This is a genomic window from Microbulbifer sp. MLAF003, assembly GCF_030012965.1.
Lineage (GTDB): Bacteria > Pseudomonadota > Gammaproteobacteria > Pseudomonadales > Cellvibrionaceae > Microbulbifer > Microbulbifer variabilis.
In genome coordinates, this window is the sequence record NZ_CP120232.1 from 3183984 (window position 1) to 3201843 (window position 17860).

The 17860-nt window shown below is 51.2% G+C and carries 12 protein-coding genes, 1 tRNA gene and 2 pseudogenes; 3 read left to right on the forward strand and 12 right to left on the reverse strand.

Annotation, left to right across the window (positions count from 1 at the left end; translation table 11 throughout):
- Positions 1-114: 114 nt before the first annotated feature.
- The 9 genes and pseudogenes from lon to P3339_RS15180 form a co-directional block, all read right to left on the reverse strand.
- Positions 115-2518 (reverse strand): annotated as a pseudogene (lon, locus tag P3339_RS15140) (endopeptidase La).
- Positions 2519-2791: 273 nt separating this feature from the next.
- Positions 2792-4078 carry an ATP-dependent Clp protease ATP-binding subunit ClpX gene (clpX, locus tag P3339_RS15145; RefSeq protein WP_020414824.1) on the reverse strand — a complete coding sequence of 429 codons (1287 nt, stop codon included), beginning with the start codon at positions 4076-4078 and terminating at the stop codon, positions 2792-2794.
- Between the two features lie 162 nt (positions 4079-4240).
- Positions 4241-4882 carry an ATP-dependent Clp endopeptidase proteolytic subunit ClpP gene (gene clpP / locus P3339_RS15150; protein ID WP_020414823.1) on the reverse strand — a complete coding sequence of 214 codons (642 nt, stop codon included), beginning with the start codon at positions 4880-4882 and terminating at the stop codon, positions 4241-4243.
- Between the two features lie 184 nt (positions 4883-5066).
- On the reverse strand, positions 5067-6380 hold the full coding sequence (gene tig, locus P3339_RS15155; RefSeq protein ID WP_020414822.1) for a trigger factor: 1314 nt from the start codon (positions 6378-6380) through the stop codon (positions 5067-5069).
- Between the two features lie 190 nt (positions 6381-6570).
- Positions 6571-6655, reverse strand: a tRNA-Leu gene (locus P3339_RS15160).
- A gap of 182 nt (positions 6656-6837) precedes the next feature.
- The gene (fadA, locus tag P3339_RS15165; protein WP_282951050.1) at positions 6838-8013 is read right to left on the reverse strand and encodes an acetyl-CoA C-acyltransferase FadA; all 1176 of its coding nucleotides are present in this window, start codon (positions 8011-8013) and stop codon (positions 6838-6840) included.
- Between the two features lie 11 nt (positions 8014-8024).
- Complete coding sequence (gene fadB, locus P3339_RS15170) at positions 8025-10181, reverse strand: fatty acid oxidation complex subunit alpha FadB (protein ID WP_282951051.1); 2157 nt, start codon at positions 10179-10181, stop codon at positions 8025-8027.
- 280 nt (positions 10182-10461) lie between these two features.
- Positions 10462-11091 carry a helix-turn-helix domain-containing protein gene (locus P3339_RS15175; RefSeq protein ID WP_282951052.1) on the reverse strand — a complete coding sequence of 210 codons (630 nt, stop codon included), beginning with the start codon at positions 11089-11091 and terminating at the stop codon, positions 10462-10464.
- A gap of 91 nt (positions 11092-11182) precedes the next feature.
- Positions 11183-13039, reverse strand: a complete 1857-nt coding sequence (locus tag P3339_RS15180; protein ID WP_282951053.1) for a beta-ketoacyl synthase — start codon at positions 13037-13039, stop codon at positions 11183-11185.
- A gap of 138 nt (positions 13040-13177) precedes the next feature.
- Between P3339_RS15180 and P3339_RS15185 the strand changes: the two are divergent.
- Positions 13178-14163, forward strand: a pseudogene (locus P3339_RS15185) (GlxA family transcriptional regulator).
- On the opposite strand, the gene P3339_RS15190 reads toward P3339_RS15185, so the two are convergent.
- Together P3339_RS15190 and P3339_RS15195 are read right to left on the reverse strand one after the other, a co-directional pair.
- Positions 14143-14832, reverse strand: a complete 690-nt coding sequence (locus P3339_RS15190) for a class I SAM-dependent methyltransferase (protein ID WP_282951054.1) — start codon at positions 14830-14832, stop codon at positions 14143-14145. The pseudogene P3339_RS15185 and the gene P3339_RS15190 overlap by 21 nt on opposite strands.
- Complete coding sequence (locus P3339_RS15195; RefSeq protein WP_020414815.1) at positions 14798-15274, reverse strand: Hsp20 family protein; 477 nt, start codon at positions 15272-15274, stop codon at positions 14798-14800. Before P3339_RS15195 ends, P3339_RS15190 begins: the two co-directional genes overlap by 35 nt.
- A 148-nt stretch (positions 15275-15422) precedes the next feature.
- Here P3339_RS15195 and thpR point away from each other — a divergent pair, with 148 nt between their 5' ends.
- On the forward strand, positions 15423-16019 hold the full coding sequence (thpR, locus tag P3339_RS15200) for an RNA 2',3'-cyclic phosphodiesterase (RefSeq protein WP_282951055.1): 597 nt from the start codon (positions 15423-15425) through the stop codon (positions 16017-16019).
- 38 nt (positions 16020-16057) lie between these two features.
- Here thpR and P3339_RS15205 read toward each other — a convergent pair whose 3' ends face one another.
- Positions 16058-17056: a hypothetical protein gene (locus P3339_RS15205; protein WP_282951056.1), complete on the reverse strand. Its 999-nt coding sequence runs from the start codon at positions 17054-17056 to the stop codon at positions 16058-16060.
- A gap of 479 nt (positions 17057-17535) precedes the next feature.
- Between P3339_RS15205 and P3339_RS15210 the strand changes: the two genes are divergently transcribed.
- Entirely contained in the window at positions 17536-17820 is a 285-nt protein-coding gene (locus P3339_RS15210; RefSeq protein WP_282951057.1) for an HPF/RaiA family ribosome-associated protein, read from the forward strand.
- Positions 17821-17860: the final 40 nt, after the last annotated feature.

Sequence of the window (17860 nt, forward strand, 5' to 3'; positions counted from 1 at the left end):
GAACCATGCGGGTTTCCGGACAGTTGAACGAAACCCGAGCATCAAAAATCAACAGAGTGGTTATGTTTTGGTCTTGCAATTGTTACGGGGTGACAACAGTCACCCCGTAACAGGTTAATGAGTTTGGATCGATCTTTGCGAGCGCTCTTCCGCCTGCTTTTGCAAGGCAGAATATTCCTCATCCGAAAGGGACTCGGGTTTGTGCTCAAGTGCCAACTCCAACACCTGGTCGATCCACTTGACCGGTTTCACCACCAGGTCCTGAAGGATATTGTCGGGAATATCTTTCAGGTCACGCTCATTATCCGCAGGTATCAGTACAGTTTTTATACCGCCTCGATGTGCTGCCAATAACTTTTCCTTGAGACCACCAATTCGTAAAACTTCTCCACGCAAAGTGATTTCACCAGTCATCGCCACATCCGAGCGCACAGGAATATTGGTGAGTACTGAAACCAAAGCCGTGCACATCGCAATACCCGCAGAGGGGCCATCTTTCGGTGTAGCACCCTCTGGCACATGAATGTGAATATCCCGTGTCTCGTGGAAGTCGGGCCCTATTCCGAGGGCTTGCGATCGCGAGCGCACCACTGTCAGGGCAGCCTGGATAGACTCCTGCATTACATCACCGAGAGATCCGGTCTTGATCATACGACCCTTACCTGGAACCGCAGAAGCTTCGATATTTAACAACTCACCGCCGACCTCCGTCCAGGCAAGGCCGGTAACGATACCGATTTTGTTCTCCTCTTCGGCACGGCCGAAGTCAAATTTACGCACACCCAGCAACTCTTCCAGCTGGTCAGATTTGACCACAGCCGTTTTCTCCGATGGGTTGCGTACATGCTCGGTCACGACCTTCCGGCAGATTTTGGCAATTTCGCGATCCAACCCACGTACACCAGCTTCACGAGTGTAATAGCGAACGATATCCCGTATTGCCTCATCGGACAGATCCAACTCATCGTCTTTCAAGCCGTTAGCCTTACGCTGCTTAGGTACAAGGTAGCGCTGGGCAATATTGAGTTTTTCATCCTCGGTATAACCGGGAATACGGATAACCTCCATGCGATCCAGTAATGGACCGGGAATATTCATGGAGTTGGAAGTGCATACGAACATTACATCTGACAGGTCATAATCTACCTCGAGGTAATGGTCGTTAAAGGTCTTGTTCTGCTCCGGATCCAGAACCTCGAGCAGTGCTGAGGCCGGATCTCCGCGCTGATCCATGCCCATTTTGTCGACCTCATCGAGCAGAAACAGCGGGTTCTTTACACCGACTTTGGAAATTTTTTGAATCAACTTCCCTGGCAGTGAGCCGATGTAGGTTCGGCGATGCCCACGAATTTCCGCTTCATCGCGCACGCCCCCAAGGGCCATTCGCACATACTGTCGATTGGTAGCGCGAGCTATAGATTGCCCAAGTGAGGTCTTACCAACCCCTGGAGGTCCAACCAAGCAGAGGATCGGACCCTTCACTTTTTTTACGCGCTTCTGTACCGCCAGGTATTCAAGTATACGCTCCTTGACCTCCTCCAGACCGTAATGCTCTTTTTCGAGTATCTCTTCAGCCTTCTTGAGGTCATGCCTTACCCTGCTCGCTTTTTTCCAGGGCAGACTTAACATCCAATCGATATAGCTGCGCAGGACCGACGCTTCTGCCGACATCGGAGACATCATCTTCAACTTGGCAAGTTCAGCGCGGGTTTTCTTCTCAGCCTCTGCACTCATACCGGAATCGGCAATTTTGTTTTCCAGCTCTTCAATTTCATTGGGCTCTTCAGTAATTTCGCCCAGCTCCTTTTGAATCGCCTTCATCTGCTCATTCAGATAGTACTCACGCTGGCTTTTCTCCATCTGCTTTTTCACGCGGCCACGAATGCGCTTCTCTACCTGGATCAGGTCGATCTCTGAATCCATCAGGCCAAGCAGATGCTCCAAGCGCTCTTTAACGCTGGAGGTTTCAAGAAGCTCTTGCTTCTGTGCTAGCTCAAGGGACATATGGGCAGAAATGGTATCTGCAAGGCGCCCTGGCTCATCGATCCCAGACAGAGAGGTGATGACCTCGTTGGGTACCTTCTTGCTCACAGAGACATACTGTTCAAATTGAGTCATCACCGAGCGCACCAGAGCATCAGCCTCGGCCTCAGGCAACTCAAACGTCTCCATAGGCTCTACTGTCGCCTCGAAGTGGTTATCCCTCTCCATTACATCGAGAATATTTACTCTCTCCCCCTTCCACTAGCACTTTGACCGTACCGTCGGGAAGTTTGAGCAGCTGTAAAACGCTAGCTATGGTGCCCACGCGATAGATGTCCTCAGCGCCAGGGTCATCTTCCGATGCTTTTTTCTGGGCTACGAGTAACACTTGCTTATCCCTGCGCATGGCCTCTTCCAGAGCCTCTATGGACTTTTCCCTGCCAACAAATAGCGGGATAACCATATGGGGGTAAACAACAACATCGCGCAATGGCAACAACGGATATTCAAGTTTGGTGTCGGATGACTGATCCATAGAACTCCTCTCGGCCCTATCACTGGGTATTTGGCGCGGCATCATGCTGCTGTAGTAAATGACAGCTCAATTTGGGCCACCGCCCTTCAGTTGCTAGAGATGGGGGGAGAGCCCGGAATACAAGTCTAATCTGGCGACCAATTTGTGCCGAACTCAACTGAATACCAATAAGCCGCCTCGGTATTGGGGCCTCAAATGGTAAAAGGAGCTTCTTTTTAAGAAGTTGAGGTTATAAAAAAAGCCCCGAATTGGGGCTTTTTTAAGTACGAGGCGTCACTCTTCAGGAGCTGCTTTCTGGGGCTGGGTCTCACTTTCATAGACGAGTAGCGGGGCCGACTCACCCTTGATTACAGCCTCATCGATAACTACTTTAGCTACGTTGTCAGTGGAGGGGATATCGTACATGGTCTCCAAAAGGACAGATTCCATAATAGAACGCAGTCCACGAGCACCGGTTTTACGCTCCATTGCCTTGGTAGCTACAGCATCCAGGGCATCTGGGCGGAAATCCAGTTCCACATCCTCCATCTCAAACAGTTTGCCGTACTGCTTGGTCAGTGCATTGCGAGGCTCTGTCAGGATCTGGACCAGGGCCTCACGATCCAATTCCTCAAGAGTCGCGGTTACCGGAAGCCGCCCAACAAATTCGGGAATGAGACCGTAACGCACCAGATCCTCGGGTTCGAGATCTCTGAGAATCTCACCGAAATTACTGGTTCCGTCCTTGGACTTCACTTCAGCACTGAAGCCAATTCCACCCTTTTCGGAGCGATCGCGAATTACTTTATCAAGGCCGGCAAATGCTCCACCGCAAATAAACAGGATATTAGAGGTGTCCACTTGCAAGAATTCTTGCTGAGGGTGCTTACGGCCTCCCTGAGGGGGCACTGAGGCCACAGTTCCTTCAATCAGTTTCAGAAGTGCTTGCTGAACACCCTCACCAGAAACATCACGGGTGATAGAGGGATTATCTGACTTGCGAGAAATCTTGTCGATCTCATCGATGTAAACAATGCCCTGCTGAGCCTTCTCCACATCGTAGTCACATTTCTGTAACAGCTTCTGAATAATGTTTTCTACATCCTCACCAACATAACCAGCTTCAGTGAGAGTAGTAGCATCTGCAATCGTGAAAGGTACGTTGAGCAGGCGAGCAAGGGTTTCCGCAAGCAATGTCTTACCGCTACCAGTCGGCCCAACCAACAAGATGTTGGACTTACTTAGCTCAACTTCATCCTTGCTCTTTACACCAGCTTTGCTGCGTAGGCGTTTGTAGTGGTTATATACAGCCACTGCCAGTACACGCTTGGCCCGCTCCTGGCCAATAACGTACTGATCAAGGATCTCAGTGATCTCGCGCGGCGTGGGCAAGCGTCCCTCCGGGCCCTCCGCACTCTCTTGGACCTCTTCGCGAATAATGTCTGTACACAGTTCGACACATTCATCGCAGATAAAGACTGACGGCCCAGCGATTAACTTCCGCACTTCCTGCTGGCTTTTGCCACAGAAAGAGCAGTACAGCAATTTGCCGCTGTCTTCTCCGCTGCTTTTGTCGGTCATCAAAATACTCCGTGGTCACTGGCCGGCCAGGGCCTTCAAATTTAGCTATTACAGCAAGATGCTGTTTTTTGGCGTATTTTTCAAGCCCCTCAACTAGGAAGTCTGCTCAAAATTATTAACAAATATAGGAAAACGCCACTAGCAAATTTTTTTGTTGAAATACTATTTTTCCAGTGCTTGGCGACGGGATAGGACATCATCCACTAAGCCATATTCCTTGGCCTCATCAGCGCTCAAGAAGTGATCTCGCTCAGTATCGCGCTCAATATCACTGACCGGGCGGCCGGAATGATGCGCCATCAATTCATTGAGGCGATGGCGAATCTTCAGGATTTCCTGGGCGTGGATATGTATATCACTAGCCTGCCCCTGAGCCCCGCCACTGGGCTGATGAATCATCACCCGGGAATTGGGCGTAGCAAAACGCTTACCCGGAGCACCCGCAGTAAGCAGGAAAGCGCCCATACTGCAAGCCTGGCCAATACACATGGTGCTTACATCAGGCTTGATGAACTGCATGGTGTCGTAGATAGACATCCCTGCAGTAACAGACCCTCCAGGAGAGTTGATATATAGGTGGATATCTTTATCGGGGTTCTCAGCTTCAAGAAATAGCAACTGAGCAACCACCAGATTGGCCATATGGTCTTCAACCGGTCCAACCAGGAAAATAACCCGCTCCTTAAGCAGGCGGGAATAAATATCAAATGAACGCTCACCCCGGGCAGTTTGCTCCACCACCATCGGCACCAGTCCGCTTGCTGAAGGTTCGATCGAGGCTTGGGGAAAATCAATTCGTGCCATAGGTACCATTGCTTCCTTTTGTGGCGTTTTCGGCAGGCCAGCAGATAGGCAGATTTGCCTGTGCTGAGAAATTCGTCTTCAGAGCTTAACCGGTCAGGGCGGATAAAGCCAGCCGGTAAAAGGAAGGAGATGCAATGACGCCCGGCAAAGCCGAGAGCCATTGCATCCTTGAGAAAGCAGATTATTAACCCTGCTTCTGCGGCTTGATTACGTCGTCGTAGGAGCTTTGTACTTCTTCAACCTTCGCAGCATCCAGTACAAAGTCTACAACTTGATCTTCTAGAACTACTGACTCAACACCAGACAGCAACTCGCGATTGTTATAGTAGTATTCAACTACCTCTTCTGGCTGCTGGTAAGTGGACGCCAACTCTTCAACCTTCGCTTTTACACGATCTGCATCTACAGACAGGCTGTTCTGCTTAACAATCTCGCCAACAACCAAACCCAGTACTACACGACGCTTTGCCTGCTCTTCAAACATTGTGTCCGGCAGCATGCGCTCAGCGTCTTCGGCTTTGATCTGACCTCCGAATTGCTGAACCATTTGACCGCGCAGAGTGCGAACCTCATTCGCAACCAATGTTGATGGCAGCTCAACCTGGTGCTTTTCACACAACTGATCCATCACTTGGGTTTTAACTTTATTTAACGCCGCATTTTTGAGTTCGCGCTGCATATTGTTGCGCACTTCCTCACGGAATTTTTCTTCACCGCCCTCTTGAACACCATAGGCTTTGAAGAATTCTTCATTCAACTCGGGCAATTCAGGCTTTTCGGAGGAAGTTACTTTGATATTGAAGGTTACTGCAGCACCGCGCAGGTCTTCAGCCTGATAGTCCTCAGGGAAAGTCAGGTCCAGGTCTGTTTCCTCACCTGGCTTCATGCCGAGAATACCCTCTTCAAAGCCAGGGATCATCTGGCCTGAACCGAGAACCAGCTGATGACCTTCCGCTTTACCACCTTCAAACTCTTCTCCGTCTTTACGACCGAGGAAGTTGATAACAACACGATCACCTTTTTGTGCTTTGCGCTTAGTGTCCTTCCAAGAAGACTGCTGCTTACGCAGCACATCAATCATGTTGTTTACATCGGCATCAGTTACGTCGGCAATTGGGCGTTCAACGCTGATTTCCGCCAGGTTAGAGAGCTCAACTTCAGGATATACTTCAAAAGTGGCAACATATTCCAGATTTTCACCAGCTGCAGTCTGCTTGGCTTCAATACTGGGCTGGCCGGCCGGCTTCAGCTCTTCTTTTTGAACAGCATCATAGAAGGAACGACTCATCACCTCGCCAAGCACTTCCTGTCGAACACCAGCACCAAAACGCTGACGCACCACCTTCAAAGGTACCTTGCCTTTACGGAAACCATTTACGCGAACAGTCTTGGCGGCCTGCTGGAGACGCTTGTCCACTTCTTTATCGACGATTTCCGCCGGCAAATTAACCGTTAAACGACGCTCCAGACCGGAAGTAGTTTCGATGGAAACCTGCATGTTTATCCTCGTGAGACTATCTCTTTTATCGCGCCGCAGCGCCAACGAATACCGGGCCGCCGGGACTTAGCCAACCGCCTCTTAGGGCATAGCCGTCAAAATTGCACAGCAATTTCCGGCTGACACCAAATACAAGGAGCCCGCACTCACCCCTCCAGGGCAAGTCATGCGGACTCCAGAGTTCTTAATTTGGTGGGGACGGGGAGACTCGAACTCCCACACCTTTCGGCACCAGAACCTAAATCTGGCGTGTCTACCAATTTCACCACGTCCCCAGAACTTTTCCGCCGCTAACTCTTTGAAAAGTAAAGAGTTTCAGCTCAAAACAAGAGCCCATCGCGACAAGGGGTGCAGATTGTGCCACAGCATTTTGAGGGCTTCAACACTTTACTGAACACTTTCCTCACAAAATAAAAAAAGGCGCCTCAAAGGCGCCTTTTTTCGAGATCCAATTAGATCAGACTCGCTCCACGACAGTGGTAATACCCTGCCCCAGGCCGATACACATGGTGGACACGCCCAGGTTACCGCCTTCGTTTTGCATAACGCTCAACAGGGTACCGGTGATCCGCACACCTGAGCAGCCGAAGGGATGCCCCAAAGCGATAGCGCCACCATACAGGTTGACCTTCTCATCCATCTGCTCAAGCAGATCCAGGTCTTTCAGCACCGGCAGTGCCTGGGCCGCAAACGCTTCATTCAGCTCGACCTTGTCGATATCGCCGATTGTCAAGCCAGCCTTCTTGAGCGCCTTCTTGGTGGAAGGCACGGGGCCATAACCCATGATGGATGGATCGACACCAGCCAGAGCCATTTCCTTCACGCGAGCTATAGGGGTCATACCCAGAGCCTGAGCACGCTCAGCAGACATTACCAGCATCACAGAAGCTCCATCGGTGATCTGGGAGGAGGTTCCGGCGGTTACTTGGCCATGCTTCGGGTCGAATGCCGGCTTCAGCTGAGACAGGCCTTCCACGGTAGTATCGGGGCGGATGGTTTGATCCGTTTCAACCAGGAAAGGTACGCCGTCGTCGTCGTGGCCTTCAATGGCAATAATCTCGCGATTGAATTTCCCGGCCCTAGTAGCTTCAGCAGCGCGGTGGTGGGAACGAGCACCGAACTCATCCATCTGCTGACGCTGGATACCATGCATCATCGCCAGGTACTCAGCAGTCATACCCATAGAGCCTGCAGCTTTTGCCATATATCGGCCCAGCATTGGGTTGGGACTGACATGCTCCATCATATTCAAGTGGCCCATGTGCTCAACACCGCCCACAACGTACACATCGCCAACGCCAGCCTGAATGTTGGCAGCGGCAGTGTGCAGGGAAGACATTGAGGAGCCACACAGACGGTTGACGGTTTGCGCCGGAATGGTGTGTGGCAGACCGGCACGCAACAGAATAAAGCGAGCTACGTTAAAGCCCTGCTCATCGCGCTGCATAACGCAGCCCCAGATCAGGTCATCGATCTCAGCGGGATCGAGCTTGTCGTTGCGCTGCAGGAATTTTTTCAGCAGCTCAGCGGACATATCATCGGCGCGAACATGGCGATATACACCATTCTTCGAGCGACCCATGGCCGTACGCGCGTAGTCGACGATTACGGCATCTCTAGGATTTAAACTCATCGCTATTCTCCTTACTTGTTGCCGTAGTAGGTTTTGCCACTTGCGGCCATTTCACGCATACGATCGGTCGGCTGGTACAGCTCGCCCAGTTCGGCGTACTTATCGGCAATCTTCACGAATTCATCCAGGCCAATACTGTCCAGCCATGCGAAGATTCCACCGCGGAATGGAGGGAATCCGATGCCGTAGATCAGTGCCATATCGGCTTCAGCCGGGGAATCGACGATACCCTCTTCCAGGCAGCGAGCCAGCTCTGTTGCCATGGGCACCATCATGCGCTCGATAATTTCGTCTTTCTCGAACTCGCGTCGATCAGCAACATGCGGCTTCAGCAGCTCGTAGGACTCTTCGGTAGCCACTTTCTTCGGGCGACCTTTCTTGTCCTGCTCGTAATTGTAGAAACCTTTGTTGTTCTTCTGACCATAGCGACCCGCTTCATACATCACATCAGAAGCGGCGGTGAAGTTTTTACCCATACGATCAGGGAAGCCTTCAGCCATTACGCTTTCTGCGTGGACACCGGTATCAATACCAACAACATCCATCAGGTAAGCAGGGCCCATCGGCCAACCCCAGCGCTCCATCACCTTATCAACGGCCTGGAAGTCAGCGCCATCACGTACCAGCATGGAGAAACCAGCAAAATAGGGGAAGAGAACACGGTTAACCAGGAACCCAGGGCAGTCGCGCACAACAATAGCTTTCTTACCCATCTTGTTAGCGTAGGCAACAACGCGAGCTACGGCGGTGTCGGAAGTTTTCTCGCCGCGGATCACCTCAACCAGCGGCATTTTGTGCACCGGGTTGAAGAAGTGCATACCGAGGAAGTTTTCCGGGCGGGAAAGCGGCTCGGCCAGATGGTTAATGGAGATGGTAGAAGTATTAGAAGCGATTACAGTGTCTTCACTTACCTTGGTTTCCACCTCTTTCAATACAGCATGCTTCACCTTGGGATTTTCAACCACGGCTTCGACAACAACATCGATATCGTTGAAGCCATCGTAGCTTAGGGTTGGCTCAATGCGATTGAGCACTTCACCCATTTTCACAGGGGTCAGGCGCTTGCGATCAACCAGCTTGGACAGCAGCTTATTGGCCTCATTCAGACCGAGGTCAATACCTTTCTGGTCGATATCCTTCATTTTGATTGGAGTGCCTTTGTAGGCGGACTGGTAAGCAATACCACCACCCATAATGCCAGCACCCAATACTGCCGCACGCTCAATCGGCTTGTCGGCTTTCTTTTCCCAACCCTTGGCGACCTTGCTGATCGCCTGGTCTGCCAGGAACAAACCCACCAGGGATTTGGCAGTGCCAGTCTGGGCACAGAAGATAAACTTCTCCTGCTCAACTTTCAGCGCTTCTTCACGGGTTAACTTGTAACCCTGCTCAATAGACTCGACTGCAGCTACTGGGGACGGATAGTTTTTACCCGCTTGCTGACCGACGAATGCCTTGGTAGTAAAGAAGGCCATCAAAGCTTCAGTATCGTTTAGGGGGATCGGAGATTTCTTGATCTCGCGGCTAGCCTTGTAGTCCAGCGAGCCATTAATGGCTCGCTCGAGCAGTTTGATCGCAGCATCTTTGAGCTTGTCAGTAGGCACCACTGCATCAACCGCGTGAGCCTCAAGCGCTGCAGCCGGCTTCTGTTCTTTACCCGCTGCAATCCACTCAGCAGCAACATCAACACCCACCACGCGCGGCAGACGAACAGTGCCACCCCAACCCGGGATCAGGCCCAGCTTAACTTCGGGAAGACCAACTTTGGCTTCCTCGCCCATCAGGCGGAAGTCACAGCCCAGGCACACCTCAAAGCCACCGCCGAGCGCGTAGCCATTGATTGCCACTGCAGTCGGAACCGGCAGGTCTTCCAGGCGGTTGATATTTTCGTTGTTCTGATTCATCAGATCAGCAACACCCTCTGCACCCGCAGAGAAGGCATCGCCAAACTCAGTGATATCAGCACCAACAATGAAGACGCCTTTGCCGCTTGTCAGCAGTACGCCTTTTATACCATCCGCTGCTTCGATAGCATCCAGCGCTTGAGAGAATTCAGAAACCGTCTGGCGGTTAAATTTATTGACGGATTCGCCTTGAAGGTCGAATTTGAGCTCGGCAATGCCGTTGTCCAGCATCTGTACCGTGAGCGCTTTGCCACTAAATAACATTGATTGACCTCTTTTATTCTGGGCCGCGATCCTGGGCCCGGGGTCGGAATTTTTGTGCAACCACAGGCCGTCCCGCAGGGTGCGGTGACACTTTGGCCCAATATGGTCAGCCGTAGTATAGCCAGATTCAAACGATTGTTTGAATACTATTTCTTACAAATAGAATGGCGCTACCAGCACCGAAGTACAGAAAATGGCCAACCTAAGAAACGGTGGCCAAGCTTTTAAGCGGAGCTAGTCTATCCCGGATTGATTTGACTTTTCAGCCGTCTGGCGCAAATTACTCTTTATTCAACACAGTATGTAGATCAGCGGATTGTGGTTCAGGAAGGGCTTGAGCTGGGGTCGCAGCATAGACAACTATACAGTCACAGCTACCGGGGTTTCGAAAGCGATGGGGGCGCCTGCTGCTAAAGTAAAAACCATCCCCAGTTCTTAGCAGGGCGAGATCTGACCCAACCGCAACCTCCAACTCACCGGCAACCACTATTCCCCCTACCTCACCGCCGGCGGCAGCAAAGTCAGGTCCCGAGTCCCGCCCAACAGGAAAAACTTTTCGCAGAATAGACATACTGCGATGCTCCCGAAAACCACCCAATAGCTGGGAGCGTACACCTCCCTGGCCAATATCAGGCATTTCGTTAGCGCGAAAGAAAATCTGGCCTGGCTTACCAAGCTCCAGGGAGAAAAACTCCGCTAGGGACATTGGGACACTACCCAGGATCTTATTCAATGACCCCACCGACGGACTCACCCGCCCCTGCTCGATAAAAGAGATGGTGGCATTAGTGACGCCTGCCCGTCGTGCCAGCTCACGCTGGGAGATACCGTAGATATTGCGCACCATTTTCAATCGAATACCGACATCACTGCTATCGCCGGATTCACTGGACACATCCATGTCTGCCATTGCATTTCCTATCAAATTTGAGTGTTTAACCCTCCGGTCACCACACCTTCAATAACAGCAATTGGCGCTAGTGATTAATCGTCCCTTTACTCTACACCATATCGTCATAGGGATTTTCTTGAGGAAGGGAGACCGGCGAAAGCCCCGGAAGAACAACTTCTTCAGTAGACAATGCAATCTCACCTTCATCAAACAAACCCTCCCCAAAGCGGTAGATGGTATTTAGCTCTCCCCGACTAGCCTCGGCATCGTAAGCCTGCGCCCGCTCAATAACGGCTTCGTTACTCTTGCGGTAATGAGATACGGACTTCTTCCCGTGCCGTTTCTCAATCATGTTGCGAGTAAGATGCGGAGAAAGCACTGCAGCAGTGGCATTATTGCCACCAAACCCTTTCGAGTTCAGCAACGCAAGATCCAGAGAGCGAGGGTCTCTTTCGACGTGCTCAAGGGAGAAATCCAGGTTCTCTTGATGAACATCGTCAGCAATCCTGTCAGTGGTCAGGATACCCGGAAGTATTCCTTTATCAAAAATGCCTAGCGCTGTAATCAGCTGGTCGCCACTGGCCGCAGCTACGGTATGCCCTACAAAAGCTTTAACAGCACACACTGGCCATTTTTCTATTCCAAACGTTCCAGCCAGGCGGTCGAGTATCGCCGATTCGGTTACCCGGTTTTGCGGAGTACTGGAGCCATGAGCCTGTACAAAGCTGCGTTGGCGCAAGGCCTCGTCACCAATAATCGATCGAGCCTCTGCCATAGCCCTGGCCATAGTGAGGTAATTACCCGGACCCGGTGCGGAGATTGACTTCTTATTGCCATCGGCATTGATGTACACACCCGCAACAGAGCCATGAATATTCGCCCCCAGCTCCAACGCCAGGGCATCATCCATCAGGATTGCCCACTGAGTGCCCTCTCCCAAGGTAAACCCACAGTTATCCCCAAAGGGGCGGCTTGTTCGCCTGAAGTCCACTTCACCCGGGTAGAGTTTGCGCAAATTTTCGATGGTAGCCAGGGCTCCCATGGTGGAATAACCATCTACCACTTCCGGCACTAGCGGGGCCTCTGCAGCCCCCACAATGGCGACCCTGGCACGGCCAGTGCGGATATCCTCCACTCCCGCTCGCAGATTATACAAATAACTGGCACAGGCCCCTGTCACTGCTCCTGTCGATCCCACATTATCCAGCACATAAGCATTTACAAAGTCGGCAGGCATACTGTTCAGACCGAGCGCCAGTTGCTTGGAACTGACTCTAGAACCACGCAAACGGGACTGCATCAAGCCCCCATTGCCAAAGTGATCCAATTGGCTCATGGCCGAGGAGGCATACACAGAAATATTTCCTGGTCCCACAGCCCTTACAACTGTCTCCCAGTCAATACCCATGGAGCGCACTGCGTCAGAGGCCCCCAACACAGCAAGTTGCAGGCCGCGGGGGTGGAAGCGGGAATTGTAGTGATCGCCAGGCTCAAACCCAGTAGGCAACTGTCCCCCAGCGCCAACAGGAATTTCTCGGTAACTGTCCAACATCACCGACAAGCTCGGTGCCATCACACGCACCTTGCCACCCCCGATGGGCTCAACCTGCCACCCATCTGGTTGGGGATGAGGTAACTGACGCGCCGACATCTCAAAGGTGATGCCATTGGCGCTATTCAAGTTTGCTGCCTGGTGGAAATGACACCGGTGGTAGTCATAAAAACGCGCTTCCAGCTCTCGCACCAGAGTCCCTTGCAGTACTTGCTGCTCAAGCCCTGGATCCAGGGGAGTTCCGGCTTCAGCTCCCCTGCGAAGCCCCATTAGCGCAGCAAGGTCAGACAGGATATCAGCCCGCTCTCGCTGATCCAGCTTATCCAACACCAAACGGGAATAGCCCCGATGAAAGGAACTACGTCCTGCGGGGTTAAAACCACCAAATGCGGTGATTACGGGAAGGCGCTGCATCCTGACCTCCAGCCAAGCACTAAACACTTAATTTTCGAGTTGGGGAGTGTAGGGGGTGGCGATTCCGCCCAGTTATGGGCATACTGGCCAGCAAAATTGAGTGTTTTGGCCAATGGCGCAAGTGCGCTTGAGTATGCAATGCGAACGGTAACCTTTCTCCTAATTGATCAAATGCTGGCGACCGGCACGGTGCTTCCACTTGAAATGCTGCGTGGAGCCGAGAGCCGTGCCCGGGTGGAGGGAAAAAAGAATCCCTACGCCTGATAACTGCCAGCATGGATGGACGTCCAGTCAACACCCGTTGTGGCTTTACTTTCCAGCCCGATGTCGCCTTGAGCGAAGCCCCAGATAGCGATCTCATCTATATTCCCGCTCTATGGCGCAATCCACGCCCTGCACTTAAGCGTAGCGGACCGATCCTGGACTGGCTCAAGAGCCAGGCAGCAGCCGGAGCCGCCATCAATGCAGTGGGTACTGGTGTGTGCTTCTTAGCGGAAGCCGGCCTACTAGACGGCAAGCCCGCCACCACACACTGGCATTACTTTGATCGCTTCAGCTCCGATTACCCCAAAGTTAAGCTGAAACAACAGTATTTTATTACCCAGGCAGATAAGCTTTTTTGTGCCGCAAGCGTCAACGCCCTCGCTGATGTCACCGTGCATATGATCCGTCAACTTTACGGACCTGCAGTCGCAAGCCATGTGGAAAGGAACTTCTCCCACGAAATCCGCAGGCCTTTTGAAGAAATCGCTTATTCAGAGGGCGCGGTGCACTTGCACCCGGATGAAGATATCGTCCAGGCCCAGGCCTGGCTTAAGGAACATTGCAATACAGAAGTGCGCTTGAGTGAAGTAGCGCAAATGTTTGACATGAGTGTACGTTCATTTAACCGACGATTTAAGCTGGCTACCGGGCAAACACCGCTGCAATATCTGCAGAATGTGCGGGTAGATATGGCTAGGGAACTTTTACAGTCCAGCAACTTATCGGTTAACGAAATCGCAGAAAAAGTTGGCTACCAGGATATGGGGCACTTTACCGCACTATTCAAAAAATTCCTGGCCACAACGCCCAGTGAATATCGCACCACTGTGCGGGCAAAACTATTCAGGGTAAATACCTGATTTGCGCAGGAAAATGACATCGCTATCGGCAAACTGAAGCTCGGCTTTTAATTTTTTAGCCAGCCATTGAAAGGTTTGCACACTGAAAAAGCTGATATGTGTAGGGTCACGGATATAGTGCCAACTGGCAAAGCGCTCTGGTGAAATCACCAACTTCGTCATCAGTGCCATCACTCCACCATCCCGCAACCTCTGCCAAAGGCAGGTCAATTCATCTCCAGGCGACACAAGGTGCTCCACCACTTCCGTCGCAACGATAAAGTCATAAGACTTTTTCAGCGCGCCGGTGGTGGGAGCATAATAGCGATCGTATAAATCAACCCTGTGGCCATTATCAGCCAAAATTCTGGCTAGTAGCGGTGCAGGACCACAGCCAAAATCCAGACCATCGCTTGCCGGTAATAACTCATCCAGCAATGGTGCAGCACAACGACTGAGAAAACGGTGGTAACCCTCATCCTCCATGGAATTCTCATGCAGGTCGTAGTAGGCATGCTCTTCATCTGGGGTAAGATGATATTCGGTGGGCACAAACACTAAGGCGCAGCGATCACACTGGTGATAACTACGAAACTTATCGCGGTAATAAAACTGTACCGCCTTGTGGCGGCACAGTGGGCATACATATGACAAATCAGGCTGCAACTGAATCTGACTTTTTCTCACCATCAGTATGCTGTAATAAATTGCCTTCGCTGATTTCAATTTTGCGAGGTTTCATTGCCTCAGGAATTTCTCGCACCAACTCTATATGCAGCAATCCATTGGCAAGTTTCGCATCCGTAACTTTAACGTGATCCGCGAGCTGGAAACGTCGCTCAAAACTCCTGGCTGCAATACCCCGATGCAGGAAATTTCCTCGGGGAGACTCATCCGGCTTTTTGCCCGATACTGTCAGGCGGTTTTGCTCAACCTGGATATCCAGTTCAGACTGTTCAAAACCTGCAACTGCCATCGAAATTCTATAACTGTCCTCACCAGTCAACTCTATATCGTAGGGAGGATAGGAAGGTTGCTTCTGTTCACTGGTAGTCATGGCATCTAGTAGGCTGGCCATACGGTCAAAACCAATCGCAGAGCGGTACAGGGGAGAAAAATCAAAATTACGCATTGTTATATCCTCAATTCAGAGCAATATTAGAATTCGCTCGCCACAAAGCCCGAGCATTTTTTGCAAAAAACACTTTAAAAAAAGCTGCCTTCCGCACTACAGAGATAAGGGTAACAAATAGTTATTCAAGGGCTTAAAGAGAAAAAACATGTCAAAAGATTCAACATTGGCCTCAAAAACTTCTTCACGCCTATTTATCGGTATCCGCCCACCAAACGACACCCAAGTTTTTCTCGATAATCTATGTGCGCGCTACAAGACGAAAATGCACCCGGAGACACTCAACAGAATACGCTGGACAAGCAGACAGAACAGGCACCTAACACTGGCGTTTCTCGGCCAGACCCCAAGTGAAAAAGTACTGCCAATCCAAAAAGGGTTAGAGGAAATTGCGAAAAACACCATGAAATTCAAGGGGTGTATCAGCTCAATAACCCCCTTCCCACAAAGCAATTCAAAATTACTCGCTACTGAGCTGACGCACAGCCCGGAATTACTGAAAGCGTATGAGGATTGCAAAAGGCTGATCGAGAGCCTGGGCATGAAACCTGAAGAGCTCGACTACCGCCCCCATATAACCTTAGCTCGCTGTCGGAGTGGTTTTTCCAATTTATTGACTGCTGCCCTGGATCATCCCCTTTGGCTCGACAATATCATTCTCTATCAAAGCAACCCTGCCCCGGAAAGCAGTCACTATCAACCACTTTTCGAAACAAGCTTGTCAGGCACAGAAGATATAAGGTAAATCAAAAAAGCCCGCAAATGCGGGCCTTCCTGGGGATATTATTTCAGAGAGTCCAAAACGTATTCGGGATACATCACTAAGCGAGGCCTTGAAAGGCGTCGCGCATCAAATACAAATACATAGCGTGTGCCATCATCTTCAGCGGGAATCGTGCGACGGAATTTCCAGGTATTGATTTTATAGGTTTGCCTACCCGATTCTACTGTAGTCACCAACCGGTACTGATTCTTACCCAGGAACTCAAAAGGCACTCTCTCGCTTCCTGAGGGGCGCAATTCCAGATTGCGGAAAGTTTGCTTATTATCTCCATCCTGCTCGCCCAACAAAGACGACAGACGCTCCTGTTCACGCTTAACATAGGCAAGCAACTCAGGGTCTATATCCTGCTTCAATTCCGGTACCGGCTCCGGCTCGGGCGCAACTTCACGCTTCTTGGGTTTCTCTATGGATGCAGTCTTAAGCTTGGGTGGCTTGGGCTGCTCAAGTCTGGCACTCCTAGCCAGAGCAGCTCTTCTCTCCGACTCTTCAGCCTTGGCGAGCATAGTGTCCACCATTTGGCTGATCTTGTCCTGCTGGGCGGAAATCTTGGCCTTAGTCTGAGTTATCGACTGCTGCTCCTGAGCCAGCCTGGTCTGCAACTCATTTTGATTTTCTTGAATAAACTCGAGACGGCGGCTGCGGCTATCCACACCGCGCTCCGCCATAGCGAAACCATGTTTTGCCTTGGTCAAACGGCGCTCAGTATCCGAATTCCCATTGGAGTCGTGGATGCGACGCGCCTCTTCCAGCTCGAGGCGACTTTCCTCAAACTCCTTGCGCAGCTCACTCAGGGACTCTTGCGCACGCTCAAGCTTGTACTCATAGGAGAGCAGCTCATTCTCAATGTCTTCTAGCTCGACCTGCTTGTTCTCGAGGGACTGCTCAAGACGCGCCAGCCGGTTTTTTTCCACCGTCAGGGATGATTGCGCCTGTGCCACAGCCCCGCCAAAAACTACCAAGCCCGCTAGAAAGAGCGAGCAGTACTGCTTTACCGCCATTGTACAGAACCCATTTCTCGATTTTTTGTCACACGTGAGATAAAAGCGCAGAGCCTAATTTTTGCTCAACCATTCCAAAATTTACTGTGCGCCAGAGCTAATTTTACGCAGGCTCAAGCCCGTGGGCAATGACCTCTCGTCCACATCTCGTACTTAACTGCTCAATAATCCCGCAAAATACATGGACAAAGTCACTCTAAAGATAATTCGTCGAATTTTATGTGACATTTTCCTGCAATAGCGCTTGATTTTTTTTAGCGGAAGCATTATGGATAGCAGGGAGATGATCGCTGGACTCAGCGGAAACCCGACCCGGACGTAAAACACCCTTAGCTGTGCTATCAGCAAACTCTCGTTGCGATCCCGGCGGCTCGGTGCTCCAACTGCAGACACGACCCCTCCCACTAGGGCGCCCTACCTTCTTTTAGCAAACCGCATAAGCGGCCTGCATGGTTTCCTTTAACCGGAGGTATTTGCCCATGAAATCTGCGCCTAACGATAACATTGTGTTCCGCGATATCGACAAATCAGCTGCCCTGGCTACTACGGTATCCAAAAAGTTACATAAACTGGAACGTTATTGTGGCGACATCATTCGCAGTCGTGTAGTCCTGGAAGCCCCCATCAACACAAGAGTAAAGGCCGACAATTTCGAGCCTCTCTGGAGCTTGCCATTAGCGGTAACCCAGTCACCATCAGCAGTGAAAACGAATCTATTCACCGGGCGGTTAATGATACGTTTGCCTCTGCAGAGCGCTGCCTGAAAGAGCGCAGTGAACGCAGAAAGGCCATGCGCCACCAGGC

What these genes read in the sequence shown, in the direction of transcription:
- P3339_RS15190 (WP_282951054.1), bottom strand. Translation starts at nt 14,832, where the DNA reads ATGGTGAGAAAAAGTCAGATTCAGTTGCAGCCTGATTTGTCATATGTA.
- P3339_RS15195 (WP_020414815.1), bottom strand. Translation starts at nt 15,274, where the DNA reads ATGCGTAATTTTGATTTTTCTCCCCTGTACCGCTCTGCGATTGGTTTT.
- P3339_RS15205 (WP_282951056.1), bottom strand. Translation starts at nt 17,056, where the DNA reads ATGGCGGTAAAGCAGTACTGCTCGCTCTTTCTAGCGGGCTTGGTAGTT.
- P3339_RS15175 (WP_282951052.1), bottom strand. Translation starts at nt 11,091, where the DNA reads ATGGCAGACATGGATGTGTCCAGTGAATCCGGCGATAGCAGTGATGTC.
- thpR (WP_282951055.1), top strand. Translation starts at nt 15,423, where the DNA reads ATGTCAAAAGATTCAACATTGGCCTCAAAAACTTCTTCACGCCTATTT.
- P3339_RS15210 (WP_282951057.1), top strand. Translation starts at nt 17,536, where the DNA reads ATGAAATCTGCGCCTAACGATAACATTGTGTTCCGCGATATCGACAAA.
- clpP (WP_020414823.1), bottom strand. Translation starts at nt 4,882, where the DNA reads ATGGCACGAATTGATTTTCCCCAAGCCTCGATCGAACCTTCAGCAAGC.
- tig (WP_020414822.1), bottom strand. Translation starts at nt 6,380, where the DNA reads ATGCAGGTTTCCATCGAAACTACTTCCGGTCTGGAGCGTCGTTTAACG.
- fadA (WP_282951050.1), bottom strand. Translation starts at nt 8,013, where the DNA reads ATGAGTTTAAATCCTAGAGATGCCGTAATCGTCGACTACGCGCGTACG.
- clpX (WP_020414824.1), bottom strand. Translation starts at nt 4,078, where the DNA reads ATGACCGACAAAAGCAGCGGAGAAGACAGCGGCAAATTGCTGTACTGC.
- P3339_RS15180 (WP_282951053.1), bottom strand. Translation starts at nt 13,039, where the DNA reads ATGCAGCGCCTTCCCGTAATCACCGCATTTGGTGGTTTTAACCCCGCA.
- fadB (WP_282951051.1), bottom strand. Translation starts at nt 10,181, where the DNA reads ATGTTATTTAGTGGCAAAGCGCTCACGGTACAGATGCTGGACAACGGC.